Source organism: Streptomyces sp. URMC 126 (assembly GCF_051386555.1).
In the GTDB taxonomy this organism is placed as follows: Bacteria; Actinomycetota; Actinomycetes; order Streptomycetales; family Streptomycetaceae; genus Streptomyces.
This window is the reverse complement of sequence record NZ_JBPQTX010000042.1, coordinates 16,174-31,682: the sequence shown is the minus strand read 5'-3', so window position 1 is coordinate 31,682 and position 15,509 is coordinate 16,174. Positions and strand designations below refer to the sequence as shown.

Annotated in this window: 16 protein-coding genes and 3 pseudogenes; 8 read left to right on the top strand and 11 right to left on the bottom strand. The window is 70.2% G+C overall.

What is annotated here, in order from left to right:
* Positions 1-43 precede the first annotated feature (43 nt).
* Both ACSNOK_RS08030 and ACSNOK_RS08025 read left to right on the top strand, forming a co-directional pair.
* Entirely contained in the window at positions 44-1,021 is a 978-nt protein-coding gene (locus ACSNOK_RS08030; protein WP_436779895.1) for an amidohydrolase family protein, read from the top strand.
* A gap of 186 nt (positions 1,022-1,207) precedes the next feature.
* Complete coding sequence (locus ACSNOK_RS08025; protein ID WP_436779894.1) at positions 1,208-1,738, top strand: alpha/beta hydrolase fold domain-containing protein; 531 nt, start codon at positions 1,208-1,210, stop codon at positions 1,736-1,738.
* A 304-nt stretch (positions 1,739-2,042) separates the two neighbouring features.
* Here the strand turns inward: ACSNOK_RS08025 and ACSNOK_RS08020 are convergent, their stop codons facing one another.
* Positions 2,043-2,564, bottom strand: coding sequence for a MarR family winged helix-turn-helix transcriptional regulator (locus tag ACSNOK_RS08020; RefSeq protein WP_436779893.1), 522 nt, complete (start codon positions 2,562-2,564; stop codon positions 2,043-2,045).
* Positions 2,565-2,611: 47 nt separating this feature from the next.
* Between ACSNOK_RS08020 and ACSNOK_RS08015 the strand changes: the two genes are divergently transcribed.
* A complete protein-coding gene (locus ACSNOK_RS08015; protein ID WP_436779892.1) occupies positions 2,612-3,889 on the top strand; it encodes a multidrug effflux MFS transporter in 1,278 nt (425 codons plus the stop codon).
* Between the two features lie 275 nt (positions 3,890-4,164).
* Complete coding sequence (locus ACSNOK_RS08010) at positions 4,165-4,575, top strand: RidA family protein (RefSeq protein WP_436779891.1); 411 nt, start codon at positions 4,165-4,167, stop codon at positions 4,573-4,575.
* Between the two features lie 88 nt (positions 4,576-4,663).
* Here ACSNOK_RS08010 and ACSNOK_RS08005 read toward each other — a convergent pair.
* Positions 4,664-4,997: pseudogene (locus tag ACSNOK_RS08005) on the bottom strand (ATP-binding protein); the annotation flags it as partial.
* Between ACSNOK_RS08005 and ACSNOK_RS08000 the strand changes: the two are divergent.
* Genes ACSNOK_RS08000 through ACSNOK_RS07990 form a run of 3 tightly spaced genes read left to right on the top strand, consistent with a single transcriptional unit; the run spans position 4,960 to position 6,066 of the window.
* Complete coding sequence (locus ACSNOK_RS08000) at positions 4,960-5,706, top strand: DUF6193 family natural product biosynthesis protein (RefSeq protein ID WP_436779890.1); 747 nt, start codon at positions 4,960-4,962, stop codon at positions 5,704-5,706. The pseudogene ACSNOK_RS08005 and the gene ACSNOK_RS08000 sit on opposite strands and share 38 nt — an antisense overlap.
* 59 nt (positions 5,707-5,765) lie before the next feature.
* The gene (locus ACSNOK_RS07995) at positions 5,766-5,900 is read left to right on the top strand and encodes a hypothetical protein (RefSeq protein WP_436779889.1); all 135 of its coding nucleotides are present in this window, start codon (positions 5,766-5,768) and stop codon (positions 5,898-5,900) included.
* Complete coding sequence (locus ACSNOK_RS07990; RefSeq protein WP_436779888.1) at positions 5,890-6,066, top strand: hypothetical protein; 177 nt, start codon at positions 5,890-5,892, stop codon at positions 6,064-6,066. The genes ACSNOK_RS07995 and ACSNOK_RS07990 overlap by 11 nt, the downstream gene beginning before the upstream one ends.
* 571 nt (positions 6,067-6,637) lie before the next feature.
* On the opposite strand, the gene ACSNOK_RS07985 is transcribed toward ACSNOK_RS07990, so the two are convergent.
* The 8 genes and pseudogenes from ACSNOK_RS07985 to ACSNOK_RS07950 form a co-directional block, all read right to left on the bottom strand.
* On the bottom strand, positions 6,638-7,471 hold the full coding sequence (locus tag ACSNOK_RS07985) for an NAD(P)H-binding protein (RefSeq protein WP_436779887.1): 834 nt from the start codon (positions 7,469-7,471) through the stop codon (positions 6,638-6,640).
* Positions 7,472-7,598: 127 nt separating this feature from the next.
* Positions 7,599-8,486: a hypothetical protein gene (locus ACSNOK_RS07980; protein ID WP_436779886.1), complete on the bottom strand. Its 888-nt coding sequence runs from the start codon at positions 8,484-8,486 to the stop codon at positions 7,599-7,601.
* 293 nt (positions 8,487-8,779) lie between these two features.
* The gene (locus ACSNOK_RS07975) at positions 8,780-9,730 is read right to left on the bottom strand and encodes a 2-oxoglutarate and iron-dependent oxygenase domain-containing protein (protein ID WP_436779885.1); all 951 of its coding nucleotides are present in this window, start codon (positions 9,728-9,730) and stop codon (positions 8,780-8,782) included.
* A gap of 952 nt (positions 9,731-10,682) precedes the next feature.
* Positions 10,683-10,947 (bottom strand): annotated as a pseudogene (locus ACSNOK_RS07970) (DUF4235 domain-containing protein).
* Between the two features lie 13 nt (positions 10,948-10,960).
* Positions 10,961-11,410 carry a DUF3618 domain-containing protein gene (locus ACSNOK_RS07965; RefSeq protein ID WP_436779884.1) on the bottom strand — a complete coding sequence of 150 codons (450 nt, stop codon included), beginning with the start codon at positions 11,408-11,410 and terminating at the stop codon, positions 10,961-10,963.
* Positions 11,407-11,824, bottom strand: a pseudogene (locus ACSNOK_RS07960) (phage holin family protein). The gene ACSNOK_RS07965 and the pseudogene ACSNOK_RS07960 overlap by 4 nt, the downstream one beginning before the upstream one ends.
* 325 nt (positions 11,825-12,149) lie before the next feature.
* Positions 12,150-12,698, bottom strand: a complete 549-nt coding sequence (locus tag ACSNOK_RS07955; protein ID WP_436779883.1) for a phosphatase PAP2 family protein — start codon at positions 12,696-12,698, stop codon at positions 12,150-12,152.
* 61 nt (positions 12,699-12,759) lie between these two features.
* Positions 12,760-13,803: a YihY/virulence factor BrkB family protein gene (locus ACSNOK_RS07950; protein WP_436779882.1), complete on the bottom strand. Its 1,044-nt coding sequence runs from the start codon at positions 13,801-13,803 to the stop codon at positions 12,760-12,762.
* A gap of 598 nt (positions 13,804-14,401) precedes the next feature.
* Between ACSNOK_RS07950 and ACSNOK_RS07945 the strand changes: the two genes are divergently transcribed.
* Positions 14,402-14,644, top strand: coding sequence for an XRE family transcriptional regulator (locus tag ACSNOK_RS07945; protein ID WP_436779881.1), 243 nt, complete (start codon positions 14,402-14,404; stop codon positions 14,642-14,644).
* A gap of 49 nt (positions 14,645-14,693) precedes the next feature.
* Here the strand turns inward: ACSNOK_RS07945 and ACSNOK_RS07940 are convergent, their stop codons facing one another.
* Complete coding sequence (locus ACSNOK_RS07940; RefSeq protein ID WP_436779880.1) at positions 14,694-15,284, bottom strand: hypothetical protein; 591 nt, start codon at positions 15,282-15,284, stop codon at positions 14,694-14,696.
* Positions 15,285-15,509: the final 225 nt, after the last annotated feature.

Sequence of the window (15,509 nt, the reverse complement as noted above, 5' to 3'; positions counted from 1 at the left end):
CCCCCCCAATCCGCCCCACAGGATCAGGAAGAGAAGAAACTCCATGACGCCCAAGCAGCCCACCGACGAGCCCGGCCTCGTCGACGTGCACGCGCACTTCGTCACCGACTCGTACATCCGCCAGGCCAGGGCCGCCGGCCACCAGGATCCGGACGGCGTCCCCGCCTGGCCCTCCTGGTCCGCCCGTGACCACATCGCGTTGATGGACCGCTGCGGGATCGACACCGCGATGCTGTCCGTTTCCTCCCCCGGCGTGCACTTCGGTGACGACACCGCCGCCCGCCGTCTGGCCCGCGAGGTCAACGAGGCCGGCGCCGAGGCCGTCCGGGATCACCCTGGCCGCTTCGGCCTCTTCGCCTCCCTTCCGCTCCCCGACGCCGACGGCGCACTCGACGAGATCGCGTACGCCTTCGACACCCTCGACGCCGACGGCGTGGTCCTGGAGACCAACACCCACGGCACCTACCTGGGCGACCCGAAGCTGGAGCCGGTCCTCGCCGAACTCGACCGGCGTGGCGCGGTCGTCTTCCTCCACCCCACCTCGCCGGTCTGCTGGGAACAGTCCGCCCTCGGCCGCCCCCGGCCGATGATCGAGTTCGTCTTCGACACCGCCCGCACCGTCACCGACCTGCTTATGGCTGGCGCCCTGGAACGCCACCGGAACCTGAAGATCATCGTGCCGCACTGCGGCGGCGCCCTGCCGGTTCTGGCCGACCGCATCAACGGGTTCATGCGGATGTTCATGCCTGCCGGCTCCGGAGCCCCGGACGCGGTGGAGCAGTTGCGCAACCTGTACTACGACCTCGCCGGGCCCGCCCTGCCCCGTCAGCTCCCCGCCCTCCTCTCCCTCGCCGAGCCTGATCATCTGCTGTACGGCAGCGACCACGTCTGGACGCCCGCGGCGAGCGTGGAGGAGCACGTCAGGAGCATCGACGCCGCCCCCGCCCCCGAAGGCGCCACCAGCTACCGGGCCCTGACCACCGCCAACGCCCACCGGATCCTGCCCCGCTTGGGCCGCTGAGCGGGAGGCGAGCGCATGACCGCCACCGCCCCGCGGGGCTTTGCCTGAACCCGCCGGCCCCGGCCGGTCCCACGACGCTGCCGTTGCCGCCCGCCGCCCACCGCGCGCCCCGCGCCGGGGGGTCCGACCGCTGCGAGCGGCCGTGTACGCCGTACGCGACGGCAGCCGGCCCCTCGTGCCGGACCCGTGACTGCCGGAGGGCGCCGACGAGCCGCTGCCACTGATCGTCTTCGTGCACGGCGCCGGGCGGCGGAACGACCTGGTCCCACGCTTCCGTTCCTGGCAGCCGGGCCCTTCGCCCGGCCGGCGCGGGCCGGGTTCGCCGTCGCCTGCCCCGCCTACCGCCTGAGCGGGGAAGCCGTGCACCCCGCCCAGACCGACGACCGGCCGACGCCCCGGCATGGCTGCACACTCGCGCCGGCGAACTGGGCCCGGACCCCTCGGGCACTGTTCCTTTGGGGCGAGTCGGCGGGCGCCCACCTGGCCGCACTCACCACTCTCACCCACCACACCCGCCCCGGCACGGCCGCCACCACCGGTTGCGCCACCTGGCATGCCCCCACCGGCCTCCCGGCGCTCGCCGAGGACTTCCCGTCGAGCGCCTACGACCCGCAGGGCCCCGCCCACTTACGAGGCCGTGACGCTCGGCGGCTCGGCGGCAGCCTGGCGGCGGCCCGACCGCCGTGCCGGACACCGCCCGGGCCGCCGGCCCCGTAGCCCACGTCACGCCCCCGGCGCCGCCCTCCCTGCATCCCGCACGACACGGCGACGCCGTCGTCCCGCCCGTCAGGCCGCCCGCCTCGCCCGGGCGCCGCACGACGCGGACGCCGGACCCGACCTGCGTCTGATCACGGGAGGCGGCCACCTGTGGGCCGGCCCGACGGACACCGGCGTCGAGGACTGCTTCACCCGCACCCTCGACCCCGCCCGAAGCCGCACCACCTCGGCGGACCGCCACGCTCGGCGCGGCGCACAGCACAACCCTCGGCCGGCCGGATGAACGCTCGGCCGAGACGGCCCGTCAGCCCCCGCCGTGCTCCGCGGCGGCCGTGGCGTCGGGCAAGCCGCGTTCCATGGCCTCGGCCAGGCGGCCCAGCGCCTGAAGCACCTCCGCACGATGCTCGCCGAGCGCCTCCAGCAGCCGGGCCTCGACCTCCAGCTGGCGGGGGAACAGGGCGTCCATCGCCGCCTTGCCCGCCTCGGTGACGGTCACCAGGGAGGCGCGCCGGTCGGCGGGGTGGGACGTGCGCTCGACGAAGCCTCGCTTCTCCAGCTTCGCCAGCGCCTTGCTGACGCCCGCCCGCGACATCCCCCGGTGTTCGGCGATGCGGCGCGCGATGACCGGCTCGTCGAGATGGCGCAGCGGCACGAGCAGGTCGACCTCGGGGGCGGTCAGCGGCGCCCCCTCGTACAGCGGCTCCACGGCGCTGTCACGCAAGGCCATGATGCGCTTGAGGAGGCCGACGATCTCCATCGGCGAGGTGTCGAGTCCGTCGCCGTGGGCAGCCCACTGGGCGCGGGCAGTGGATTCGGAGGGGAGCACAGGAACCACCTTTGTAAACCAGTGAACCACTTGTTACCGTTGTGGGCATGGTATCCAGTCCCCCCTCCCCCGCAGACACCCGGAAGCCGGGCCGTGCCGCCGCCCCTTCCGCCCCCTCCCGGCGGACGGGCGGACTCCTGGCCGTCCTCGGCGCCCTGACCGCGGTCGCCCCGCTGGCCACCGACATGTACGTGCCGGGCTTCCCCGCCATGGGCACCGCACTGCACACCGGCAGTTCCACGATCCAGCTGACGATGACCGCGTTCCTGGTGGGCCTCGTCATCGGCCAGCTCCTCCTTGGCCCCCTCAGCGACGGCATCGGCCGCCGCCGGCTGCTGCTCGGCGGATCCGCCGGCTTCGTCCTCTTCTCCCTCGCCTGCGCCGCCGCGCCGAACGTCTACGTCCTGATCGGCGCCCGCTTCCTGGAGGGCGTGGCCGGGGCGGCCGGCATGGTTCTCGCCCGCGCGGTGATCACCGACCGGTTCGCCGGCCCGGACGTCCCCCGCTACTTCGCGGTCCTCTCACAGATCCTGGGCGTGGCCCCCGTCGCCGCCCCCGTACTCGGCGGCGCGATCCTGGCCGTCTCCACCTGGCGGACCGTCTTCGGCGTCCTGAGCCTCGTCGGCGTCCTGCTGCTGCTCGGCGTACTCACCAAGGTGCCCGAATCGCTCCCGCCCGAGCGCCGCCGCACCGACGGCATAACGGGCACCTTCCGCGCCATGGGCCGCCTCCTGGGCAACCGCCCCTTCATGGGCTACGTCGCCGTCCTCGGCACGGCCTCGGCCGCCCTGTTCGCGTACATCAGCGGTTCCAGCTTCGTCTTCGAACGCGTCCACGGCGTCTCCACCGGCACCTACTCGCTGATCTTCGCCGTCAACGCCGTGGGCATGCTGCTCGCCGGCACCGCCTTCGCCAGGCTCTCCCGCCGCTTCCGGCTCAACACCCTGCTCAGCCTGAGCGTGGCCACCGCCGCCACCGGCGCGCTCGCCCAGGTACTGCTCGTCGCCACGCTGGGCGAGACCTTCGCCGGAACGTGGATCACCCTCTTCATCGTCACCTCGGGCATCGGCATGCTCTTCCCCGCATCGATGAGCCTGGGCCAGAACATCGGCCGCTCCGCCCCGGGCGCCGCCTCCGCCCTCCTGGGCGGCCTGCAGTTCCTCTGCGGAGCGATCGCCTCCCCGCTGGTCGGCCTCTTCGGCGAGGACAGCTCCCTGCCCATGGCCACCATCATGCTCACGGCCCTGACCCTGGCCGTCGTGGCCCTTCTCCTCCTCGTCCGCCCCCGACAGGGCCACGGCGAAGTACTCGCGAAAGCCCCCTGACGAGAACACCCGGGCGAGACCGCTCCCGACTCGACTCCCCTGGCGCCGACCTCTTCCCGACCCGGCCGCGGGCCGTGGTCGACGGCTTCGTTGATCACAAGCAACAGCGTTTCCCGACGGGTTACGAAGTCAGCCAGTGACCGCCCGGCCCACGGGCGCCGACCGGAAACGACGGCGTTCCTGAGGGGGTGGCGAGAAATGAAGAGGCGGGTGCCGACGGGCCGTTGACACGATGTTTTCGCGCTCAGCTCCCGATGGGAAAGGACCCGACGACCATGGCTCGTGCCATCACGCTGATCCGCTCCGCCTACCTGTCCGACATCGCCGAGTACGCCTATGCGGCCACGGCGCCCGCCGGCTCCCGCCTGATCTTCCTCGCAGGGGCGTGTCCCCTCAACGAGGACGGTTCGACGGCAGCGATCGGGGACTACGCGGGTCAGGCATGGAAAGCGGTCGAGAACATGCGGGCTGCTCTCGCTGCCTCCGGCGCGTCTCTCCAGGACGTCATCAGTACCAGGGTTCTCGTCGCATCGGCCCGGCGGGAGGATTTGGTGGCTGCCTGGGAGGTAGTCCGGGACTCGTTCGCTGACCACGACGTCCCCAGCACCTTGATGGGCGTCACCGTGCTCGGCTATGAGGACCAGCTGGTCGAGATCGAGGCCGTAGCCGCTGTGCTCGACTCTTGAGGCCCATTGACACACCGCGGCGACCGAGCCGGCGGGACCGGAAGCACCTGACGGGAGCACCCTGAGTGCGAGGCGGGTAGCGGCAGACTCAGCTGGCCTCGGCGGGCTCCTCGGCTCGTGCTGGGGTGCCGGCCAAGCGGTAGGAGTCGGTGCCGGTCTCGATGATGATGCCGTCGAAGGTGAGGCGGTCGACGATGGCCGCGCAGAGCCGGGGATCGGTGAACGTATTGTTCCAGCCGCCGAAGGACCCGTTGGAGGCGATGGCGACACTGTTCCTATCCTCGCGTTCGTCAGGATCCGGAAGATGAACACGGCACCGTGGCGGCCGATTCCCGCATAGCCCAGCTCATCGGTGCACAAAGATCAACGCGGCCGTAGCGGGCGATGGTCGTGCCCAACTGCTTTTCGCCCGCACCCTCGACACGGACATCACCGTCGCCGTCAAATGGCAGCGAGCCGCCGCCGAAGACCGGGCAGCCCACGCAGCCGAAGTCAACCGCCGGGCGATTCACTCTCACCGGGAGGAAGACACCCATGTCCCTCGATGGCCAAGACACGTATGCCCGCCATCCCACTGGCCACGAGATCACGGAGGCAGGCTGGCAAGCCGTTCGCCGAGACGGACGAGTCCGCGACGAACTCGTCAACGCCGCCTTCGCGGAGCCTCGCCTACGGCAGCTCTTCCCCTGGACGGGCATGGGAGAACTGCACTTCAGCCGCTGCACCGAACGCCGCTGGACATGGGACATCCCCTACATCCAGCCGGCCGAGACAGGCGGCTACTGGGTCTCCGGCCCATTGCGCACCCAATCGGTCGGTCCAGCCGCAACCGCAGAAGACGCCATCGCCATGGTCATCGCGAGGCTGCCGGCCAACACCGGCCCGGCGTTTGTGGGAACTCCCGAACAGCTTGCGGCCCATGAAGCCTCGCCTGTCCCGCACCCGACCACGAACCCGGAGAGGCCGACGGCCACGCCTGCCCGTTCCGGTTCCGCTGCCTGGGCTGCGGCCACCTCCGCACCGACGCCTCCTACCTGCGCGAACTCAAGGACTGCCTCAACACCCTCCTGCGTGATCGCGAACACGTCCTGGTCTCCGGGGAATTCGCCCCGCGGCCCCGCACCGCAGTAGCCCTGTCCGACACCGAGGTCAGCAAGCTCCGTCAGCTCATCCACCGTGTCGAAGACTCCATGAACGACCTCACAGACGAGGACCGCGAGCAGTTCAAGGAAGTCGCCAACGCGTTGCGCCGCCCCCACCAGGTCGTCGACCTGGGCATACCCGCCATCGGCTCCTTCATCGATCAGACAGCCGGTGATCGATGAGATCCTGCGGGCGGACCTGGACGCGCCGCGCAAGCAGCGCCATACGGTCACGCGGATCTTTCATCGACTGGTCGAGAAGCACGGTGCCGACGTCTCCCACGGGATGGTCCGCTACTACGTTGCGGCCCGGAAGCCCGAGATCCTGGTCGACTCGGGCAAGGCCTAGCTGGAGGCGTTCGTCCCGCAGACCCACCAGCCCGGTCACGAGGCGGAGGTCGACTTCGGTGACGTGACGATCCGCCTCGCCGGCGAGCTGGTGACCTGCTGCTCGTTCTCCTTCCGCCTGTCGAATTCCGGCAAGGCCTCCACCGAGCGTTCGCCTCTCCTGCGGCCAAGAGGCGTTCTTCGAAGGCGACGTCCACGCGCTCCGGACGCTGGGCGGTGTCCCGCAAAGCAAGGTTCGCTACGACAACCTCAAGGCGGCCGGTGTCCGGGTGCTGGGGCTGAGCCGGGCGAGGGCGGAGGCGGACCGATGGATCGCGTTCAAGTCGCACTACGGCATTGAGACTTCTCCTGCCGCCCGGGCGTCGAGGGCGCCCACGAGAAGGGCGGAGTCGAGGGCCACATCGGCTACTTCCGCCGCAACCACTTCGTCCCCGTCCCCGAGGTCTCCTCGCTCGCCGAGCTGAATGAGATGGTCGGGCAGTGAGACCAGCAGGACGACGCTCGCCGGATTGTCGACGTGCGCGTGAAAGTGCCGAACTGAATACGTATGAACGTGCTCAGGAACAGGCGACTCAACGGAAGGCGGCGGCATTCTCCGAGACCCACTGGTGGAACGGCCTGGTCGGGGAGCCAGTGACCCGTGAAACCGTGTCGCGCACCTTCAGTAGCTCGTCGTTGACGTCCCCGCCCGTCACATCGAGCACCGCGTCTGCGGCCTCGTCTCCCAGGAACGTGGCCATGTGGCGGCGGGCCTCCTCCCGGCTTGTCTCGGCGAAAGGCACCTCCCGCCCCAGTACCGCCGCGATTGCCTCCACCTGCTGTCGGGCCGTCACCCTCTCCGGGCCGGTCAGGGCATACGTCAGGCCTTGGTGACCGGACTCGGTCAGCGCCACCCGCGCCACCGATGCAATGTCCGCGGGGTGGATCGTGGGGAGCCCGATATCCGCATACGGCACCCGGACCGTTTGGTGCTCGTGGATCGCTTCCGCCCACCACAGGGCGTTCGAGGCGAACTGCGTCGGCCGCAAAATCGTCCAGGCCATGCCGCTGTCCTTGAGCAGCCGCTCGACGGCCATGTTCTCGCCGGCGGGGCCCAGGTGCGGATGGGACTGGACCGTAATGGACGACACCAGCACCACGTGCTCCACCCCTGCCTGCCGGGCGGCCGCCAGGACCTCCGCTTCCGCACCCATGCCTGACAACAGGAACAGCGAGCGCACCCCGTCCAGCGCGGGCTTCAGCGAAGTCATTTCAGCGAAGTCGCCCTCAACGGCCGCGACTCCCCCGGGGAATGAGGCCCGTCCAGCGTCACGAGTAAGCCCCCTCAGCGGCCCGGCACCGCATGCGTCCAGCTCCTTCAGCAGAGCACGGCCTATGTTCCCGGTCGCTCCCGTCACGAGAATCATGAGCGCCTTCTCCCATCGTCAGGTGATCAACTGGAGGCCACGCTAGAAGCTCAATGACACTTGAGGTCAAGGAAACCCTGGCAGGTCCCTAGTGCTGGGCACATTCATCCATACTCGGCTGAGCACGTCACCGATTACGCCGACACCGTCCATGGCCACGGCAGTGCCGGAACGCGGGAATGACGGAGCTCTGCGCACCGGGTCTCGCCCCGGAACCGCTGGGGTCGGCCGCCACAGGCGACGACTCCTTCGTAAAAGACGCCCTCGGGGAGCGCGGGATTCTCCATCCATCCGAATGTGAATTGCCGAGCGCGCGTTTAGGAGATGTACGGATCGCATTTCTCGGGCATGCGCCTGAGCCATGGCCGCCATGTTCTCCATCGTGTCGGCGACGGTCTCCAGCCTTGCCGTCACGGCCGAACGGATCGTTCGCCGTCACCGCGTCCTGTGCCGCGACAGCCGCCATGAGATCGGGTCCGGCCAGCGCCTCGATGGCGATGTGGACGAGGACGAACCAGTTCTCGTCCACTCCTTCGAGGAAGTTCTCCAGCCGGGCGATGTTGTACAGCCCTACGGGCTGAAGCCGGTCCGGCCTTCGCCAGTTCGCGAGTGCGTGGGAGGCGTAGGACAGCACGGGTGGCCGGTCGAGAACCGTGGCCACGTGGTGCCACGGCCTGGCGATGGGTTCCGGAACTGCATCGCAAGGATTCTTCTCGCCGAAGACGTAGGCATGGCCCAGGTAGGAAAGCAGCAGCATGGCGCGGTCGTGCTTCGCGGCACCCTCCAACTGCGTGGCGTCCAGCAGGGGCAAGTCATGGATCGCCCTGCGTAGCCGGCCGGCGCAGAGGAGCCTGGGAAGTTCCGCGGTGAGTTCCTCCCACGCCTCGAAGGCCGAGGGGGAGCCGCTGGACCGGGTCCTCGGCCGGGAGGAAACCCCGGACGGGAGGAAGCCCCGGACGGGATCGACTGTGCGCCGGGTCAAGAAGGACGCCGCGTTGTGCGGGGCGGTCGGCACAGTGCCCCCGGTCGGTGCTCGGCAGTGCCGGGACCCGGCGGATGGTTTCGGCCGTCGCGCGGGACGGGGCGGTACCGCTCCGGCCGTCACGATCAGTACTCCCGCGAGTCCGCACAGGTCAGCCGCTCGTCGTGGATGAGAATGGGTGAAGCCCGGGCCTCGCCGCACCTCATGGAGCGGTGGGGCACGTGAACGGAGTGCAACCAACGCCGGCGAGCCACCGCGGTTACTGATCTACATCGGTGTCGGTTCGGCTGACGCAAGGTGCGCTGCCGCTTCGTTGGGCCATCGGCTCATCGCGCGATCACTGCATCCGGGGGTTCCACCCGGCAAGTCACCTGGCGAGAATCGACCTCAGCACGGCGACGTAGTCGGGGCCGGTGTTGAGCAGTGCGTATGCGGGTGGACTGGTCGGACTGATGAGAGCGTCCAGCGGCCGCACGACGACGCCGTAGTCCGGCCGGTGCTTGTACTGAATCGACATCCGGTCGCGGCGCACCGTGCTGACCCGGTGTGGGGCCGCCCGGTGCAGTCCGTTCGACCAACCGCTGCACGTAATCCCCGAGGAAGACGAACAGCGCGCCGGGCACGGCGGGGACCTCCAGCCACTGCCCGTCGGGCTCACGGACCTCCAAGCCCGCTTCGTCTTGGTCCAGGATGGTCAGCGAGGACAGGTCGATGTGCGGTGACATTGCATAGCCGGCAGCGGAGCCGGCAGCGGCCGGGCGGGTCGCACCGTAGTAGTTCAGGCCCAACCGGTGCAGCGGGGTGCCCTTGCCGATGAACGCGTTCTCCTCCAGCCCCAGATCCAGCGCGCAGGCGGCGAGGATTCCGTCACCCAGGTGAGTCAAGTGGTGGAAGAGCTCCAGGGACTTCGGGAACAGCGCGTGGTAGAAGTCCGCGGACACGGGCAAGGGAAGTTCGCCGGTGGTGTTGCCGACCCGGTACTGCTCGCATGACTCGGTGCCGCCGTGGGTGCGGCTGCGTTCCCTGCCGAGCCCGCGGTAGCCCAGGAACTGGGATTGCTCTGTGGCGTCGAACTGGCTCTTCTCCGCTTGGGGCAGTCGGTAGAACCGCCGCATTTCCGCGTAAACGTCCCTGAACAAGTCGGCGGGAATGCCGTGATTGTGGGCGAAGAAGAATCCCTTGAGCCGGCAGTCGCCGCCGATGGCGGCAGCGATCGCCGCCCGGTCCTTCGAGGTCCAGTTGGCCGCGATTCCCGGCAGCTGTACGTGCGGTATCACCCATATCCTCCAGTGCCATCACCCATCGGCATCAGCCGAGCCGGCTTCCCGCCTGTCGGAGGACGGCGAGACATCCGGAACCAGACGCCGAAACCGCCGTGTCATCTTGGGAGGACCGAACTGTCCACACAACCCTGCGGGATCGGCTTCAGGCCGGCGTGTTGCCGACGCGAGAACCCGCCACAGGGTTGACGGCAGTTACTCGCCAAGGCCGCTGCACTTCAGGCCGACGAGCCGATGCCCGCTTACACGATCACGACTCTCCGCCCGGGCTCCGGCCGACCCCATCGCAGACCGCCCGGCGTCAGTGCGGGCCGGGCCCACCCCACCGGATCGTCCGCGCTGAACTGCGGCACCGCCGCGCGATCACGGACAAGAGTGACAGCCGAGACCACCCGTCGCGACTCGAAGTAAACGCTCGGTTGCATCCGCCAGGGTTCGCTGAATTGGACAACTGACATGCCATTGGGGTAGCGGCAAAGGGCACCTCCGATGAGCCAACACGGCCCACCGGACATGCCGCAAGGCACAACGGCACGATCTTCGCGTGGCAAGTCCGGCCTACCAGCTCACGTAGACCCAGCCATCGCCCCCGACCGCGCCGTTCCTGACGGGCTGCACCACTGGTGGCGTGCAGCTCAGTGCCGCCGATGCGGCATGAAAGGCCCAGGGCTGCCGCGGCGGCGGCGAGCCGCCACGAAGACGTGGAGATCTGCACCAAGACGTAGTCCAATTGTGGTCATACCGACGGGAGGTAACCGGGCGCACAGCAGCCGCCCGGTGACGCCACCAAAGGAATACACCGGGGCACGGCCGCAAGGGAGCGGTGCGCACCAGGGTCCGCACGGGTGCCCTCCGCCGCTCCAGCCCCGGCGCCGGCGAGGACGAGGAAGGCCTGCAAGCAGGGGGGCCGGTGTCCACGTCGCACCGGCACCCCCCTGCTCGTTTCGCGTCAGTCGGGCCAGGTGCCGGTCAGGCGGCGGGGCGGCGGCGCCAGCAGGGTCGACGGTGGCCTTGACCCCAGCGAAGATCGCTCCCTGCAGAGTGGCGGCGAGCAGCACCTCTGTCCAGGTGCGGTCCTCGTCGGTGGCGTCGGGAGCGTCCTCGTCGTGACCGAGCATCTTCCACGCCTGCTTGAACAGACCACTGGCAAGCACGCCGCTGACGGCTCCCAGAGCGAGACCGACCGGCTTGTAGGCGATCTTCGAGGCTTTCATCCGCTCACCCCTTTCACCCCTTCCGGCCGCGGCGTGCGAGCCACACCAGGACGGCCACGCCGGCTGCCGTCAGGAGCAGGGTGCGGTTGTCCCGCGCCGCCTGTGCCCCCTGGGTCGCCCTCTGCCGCACCGGTTCAGGTGCCTTCTCCTGGAGCAGGTGGGTGGCCTGCGCCGCCTGGGCTCGGGCCTGCCCGGCGGCGGATGCGGCCTTGTCCTTCGCCTGGTCGGGAAGCCTGTCCCGCAGCCGGGCCGAAATCCGCGCGACACCGACCTTCAGCTCCCCAGTCCTGGCCGCGGCCTGCTGCTTGACCTCGGCTGCCTTCGCCTGGGAGCGGGCTTTGACGTCGGTCTTGGCCGCCAGCGCCTCGACCGTCTCCCCGAGTTCGGCACGGGTCTGTTCCACCTGCTCACGCAGTTCCTCAGGGCTGGAGGCCGTGGGCTCGTCGTGGGGCGGCTGGGTCATCGCTGTGCACTCTCCTTGATCTTGGCCACGTCGGCCTTCACGCTTTCGACCGTCTGCTCGGGTGAGGGCGGGGCGGCCTGGTCGACCTGCTTCTTTCCCCTCATGGCCGGCACCGCGGCGATCACACCCAGCACCGCGGTGATGATCGAAGCGGCAGCCCACACCGGCAGCCGCACCACCAGCGCGGCGATCGCGGTGGCCACCAGGGCTTGCAGCGTCAGGAAGCCGACCACACCGGCGCCGCCGAACAGGCTGCCGCCCTTGCCGTAGTGCTCGCCCTTCTCCTTCATCTCCGCCTGCCAGCCTCAGCTCGCCGCGTACCAGCTCCGTCAGCTGCCGCGAGGCACGCTGCACGAGCTCGCTCACCGGCTCGTCGCTGCCGTGCGCACTGCCGCGGTCAAGGGGTGGCTGCATGGTCGACACGACGATCACCTCCCGTCTTCCGTCCTGAGCACGGCGGACCTCAGCACGGCGGACCTCGCAGTGGCCCGTCGCGTGAGCGGACGGGTGCCCCGTACGAACGAGATCAGGACACCGGGTCGGCGCGGTACCCGGGCGGGGGTTGGACGCGGCGCGCGGGTTACCTGCACGGCTGCGGCCTTGGCGCGTCGCAGCGGCGCCCCCGGCGGCTTGCCCGCGCAGGGGTGCCGGACATACCGATGTCGGCCCGCTCGGCACGTTCCGAGCGGGCCGGCACAGCCCCTGCTTGGTGGTACGGCATCGTCGCTGTGAACGATCGCTAGAGCCGGCGGCGCAGGATCAGGTAGGGGGCGCGACGGGTGAGCCAGGCGCTGGCCAGGCCGATCGCCGCGCCGGCGGCGACGTCGCTGGGATAGTGGGCGCCGCTCTGCACGCGTTCGACGGCCACCATGGCGGCCGGCACGGCGCATAGGGCACCGGCGGCCGGCCAGGTGGGGATGACGGCGGCGGTGAAGGCCACGGCGGCGGCGGTGTGTCCGGAGGGGAAGGAGGAGGAGTCGGGGCGGTCGTCGACCTCGTCGTGGGGGAACCACTCCTTCGGCGGCCGGGGACGGTCGGCCACCTGCTTGCACAGGCCGTTGGAGACCAGCTGCGCGACCACGAGCGCGGCCACGCCGGTGACCGCCGCCCTGCGGCCGGGCCACCCGCCCAGGCACGCCATCGCCGCGGCGGCGCCGCACCACAGTTTCGTGCTCTCGGCCGTCTCCTCCACCCCTGACAGCACCTTGCCGACGGCCGGCGGGATACGCGAGGCCGCCTGCTTGGTCAGTGACCGATCAGCGTCGCGCAACCCGGCAAGAAGTCTCATGAGGAGCGGATATCCCGCAGCTTGTCGACCTATGCCCAAGATCATGGCGTGTCGGTCGGTCCTAGCCCAGGCGGCGTCGGTCGTCCTCGTTCCACTTCCGGGTGTCGCGGGGCTGGGTGTAGGGCTCGGCATCCGGTGGCAGGCCGCCCGCGATGGCCCGCCGGCGTACGGTCTCGGCGTCGAACTCCAGGCCCAGGAGGAGGGCCAGGTTGGTGATCCACAGCCAGACGAGGAACACGATGACGCCGGCCATGGTGCCGTACGTCTTGTTGTAGGAGGCGAAGTTCGCCACGTAGACCGCGAACCCGGCCGAGGCGATCATCCAGATCACCAGGGCGAGGAAGCTGCCCGGGGTGATCCAGCGGAAGCCCTTCACCTTCGCGTTCGGGCTCGCCCAGTACAGGATCGCGATCATGACGGTGACCAGGACCACCAGGGCGGGCCACTTGGCGATCGACCACACCGTCAGCGCGGTGTCCCCGATGCCCAGCGCAGTGCCGGCCCGGCGGGCCAGGCCGCCGGTGAACACCACGATCAGCGCACTGGCCACGGCCAGCACCATCAGCACGACCGTCACGCCCAGCCGTACGGGAAGGATCTTCCACACCGGGCGGCCCTCGGGCATGTCGTACACGGCGTTCGCCGCGCGGATGAACGCGGCCACGTAGCCGGAGGCCGACCACACCGCCAGCACGATGCCGACGACGGCCATGAGGGAGCCGACGCCGGCGTTGCTCTGCAGCTGCTCAACGGCCCGGGTGATGATGTCCCGGGCCGAGCCGGGAGCGAGCTTCCTGATGTTGGCCAGCATGGCATCGGTCGTCGACTTGCCGGTGAGGCCCAGCAGCGACACGAGCACCAGCAGCGCCGGGAACAGAGACAGCATCCCGTAGTACGTCAGGGCTGCCGCGCGGTCCGTGAGCTCGTCGTCCTTGAACTCGTGCAAGGCGCCTTTGAGCACACCGCCCCAGGCCCGCTTGGGCAGCTCGGCCGGTGTGTCCGGTGCCCGGCGCTCCACCTCGAGCCCGGGCCCGGCCTCCTCGGGCGCCGGCGCCTCCGCGCTGTCGTGGTGTGCTTTCCGCCCTGGAAGACGCAGCCTCGCCATAAACGCCGGGTACCCTTCACGGCCCCGCCTACGCAACCCGGCACAGCACCCCACCGCGGCGGTCGTCGGTCGTCCTGTGCGACCACCGGATGGGCAGACGGTGGCAGGCCGCTGCGCTCGGGACATCAGCGGCCTGCCGGCCCTCGGCAAGCAACCACCCGTGGCGCAGACGCTCCTGCGGATCCGAAACGGAACTGTTCAATGCACGTCGATGCGACAGGTTGACGCACGCGTGACCAAACCGGACGTCGTCCGAGGAGCTCTGCGGCACCTGCCCGGACATCCGTGTCCTTCGCCGGACTGGGCCGAGTCCCAGACGTCGGTCGCCCGCCCACTGGACGGTCATGGCAGACGACCCTCTCGCCCCTCCGCTCGAACCGGCGGCCGGGGGCCTTCGCCCCCGCGGCACGACCGTTCCCACCTCCTCGTTACGGCCTTGCCCTGCTGAAGGGGGCCGAGCCCCGGCCCGTTGCCCCGAGTGGCAGCGCTTGTTCATGCCGCAGCGCAGTGGGCACACGGGGAGACACGCGTCCCGTCGGCCGGCAGGCGCGGCAGCCCTTGGACGCGCCTGCCGGCCGTATCCCCTCGGAGGTTGCCCATGCGTCTGGCCGAGCTGCTCGCGGATGCGATGCGCCGGCAGCACCTGAGTGCCGAAACGCTCGCCTACGCCACCGGGATCCGCATCCCGCGGATCAGGGCGTTCGTCGAAGACGGGACCGAAGGCCCTGTGCGCCCGACACCCGAAGAACTCACAGAACTGGCTGCGGCATTGGCCCTGCCGCTGTATGAGGTACCGAAGGGGAGCCAGGGACCTTGTGCCGTGGCCACTGCCGACCGCTGAGCGTGGCACATCAGCCGGCGGACTGTGACGCGGCAGCCCGGCCGGCGGATCAGTGTGTCAGGTGCCCGGGCGAAGGCACGTAGGGCGCCAGTGTGCGGGCCCTTTCCCACAGGCCGTGGAGCTGCTCGGCGGGACGCTGCTGTTCGCCGTGCAGGGCGTTCAGGACTACCAGGCCGCCGGTGAGCGCGGGGACGGCCCACTGCACGCGGACCAGGTGCCGCTGCGCCTTGTCGGTGTCGATGGGGTGCTTCGCGGCCTTCTCGGCATCCTCCGGGGCGGAGGAAGCCGCAAGCTCGATTTTCTTGCCCAGCACACGGCCGTACGCGGTCGCCGCGAGGGCGGCGCCGGTCAGGACGGTCTTGGTGAGGGTGGAGGCGGCCACGCCCTGCTGGGCGGCTACTCGCGGGGCGTTGGCGGCGAGCAGGCCGCCGGAGCCGAACAGATGCGCGGCGATCGCCGCGGCGTTGACGGGGGTCCACTTCGCCCAGCCGGAGGCGGCGATCCGCGCGGTGGTGGCCCAGGTGCCGCCCTCGTCGCGGGCGGCGCCGTTCAGGCCGACCGCGCCCATGAGGGAGCCGCCGAACCAGGCGGCCAGGCCGAGATCGTGCAGGCTGCGCAGCATGGTGTTGCGTGTCGACATGACCGGCTCCCTTTGCCCGGGCGGAAGAAGCCCGGGCGATGCGGCCGGGCGCCATTTCACCGTCGCCGGACAACCGGCCGACCGCCATCGCGGTTGGTGCGAACGGAGCAGGCCCGCCATGCGGAGGTGCCACCGATGCGGGACTGGCCTCACGTCGCCTCTCACCCCATCGGAACGCGTCGATGGGCACAAGGTCGCGTCGGTGCGGACCCGCGCTCCCCTCGG

Bases quoted from the DNA above. Each gene is read 5' to 3' on its own strand.
- ACSNOK_RS07965 (WP_436779884.1), bottom strand. From the start codon at position 11,410: ATGACCCAGCCGCCCCACGACGAGCCCACGGCCTCCAGCCCTGAGGAA.
- ACSNOK_RS08000 (WP_436779890.1), top strand. From the start codon at position 4,960: ATGGTCGTGCCCAACTGCTTTTCGCCCGCACCCTCGACACGGACATCA.
- ACSNOK_RS08015 (WP_436779892.1), top strand. From the start codon at position 2,612: ATGGTATCCAGTCCCCCCTCCCCCGCAGACACCCGGAAGCCGGGCCGT.
- ACSNOK_RS07985 (WP_436779887.1), bottom strand. From the start codon at position 7,471: ATGATTCTCGTGACGGGAGCGACCGGGAACATAGGCCGTGCTCTGCTG.
- ACSNOK_RS07955 (WP_436779883.1), bottom strand. From the start codon at position 12,698: ATGAGACTTCTTGCCGGGTTGCGCGACGCTGATCGGTCACTGACCAAG.
- ACSNOK_RS07995 (WP_436779889.1), top strand. From the start codon at position 5,766: ATGAACGACCTCACAGACGAGGACCGCGAGCAGTTCAAGGAAGTCGCC.
- ACSNOK_RS07945 (WP_436779881.1), top strand. From the start codon at position 14,402: ATGCGTCTGGCCGAGCTGCTCGCGGATGCGATGCGCCGGCAGCACCTG.
- ACSNOK_RS08010 (WP_436779891.1), top strand. From the start codon at position 4,165: ATGGCTCGTGCCATCACGCTGATCCGCTCCGCCTACCTGTCCGACATC.
- ACSNOK_RS07940 (WP_436779880.1), bottom strand. From the start codon at position 15,284: ATGTCGACACGCAACACCATGCTGCGCAGCCTGCACGATCTCGGCCTG.
- ACSNOK_RS08030 (WP_436779895.1), top strand. From the start codon at position 44: ATGACGCCCAAGCAGCCCACCGACGAGCCCGGCCTCGTCGACGTGCAC.
- ACSNOK_RS07950 (WP_436779882.1), bottom strand. From the start codon at position 13,803: ATGGCGAGGCTGCGTCTTCCAGGGCGGAAAGCACACCACGACAGCGCG.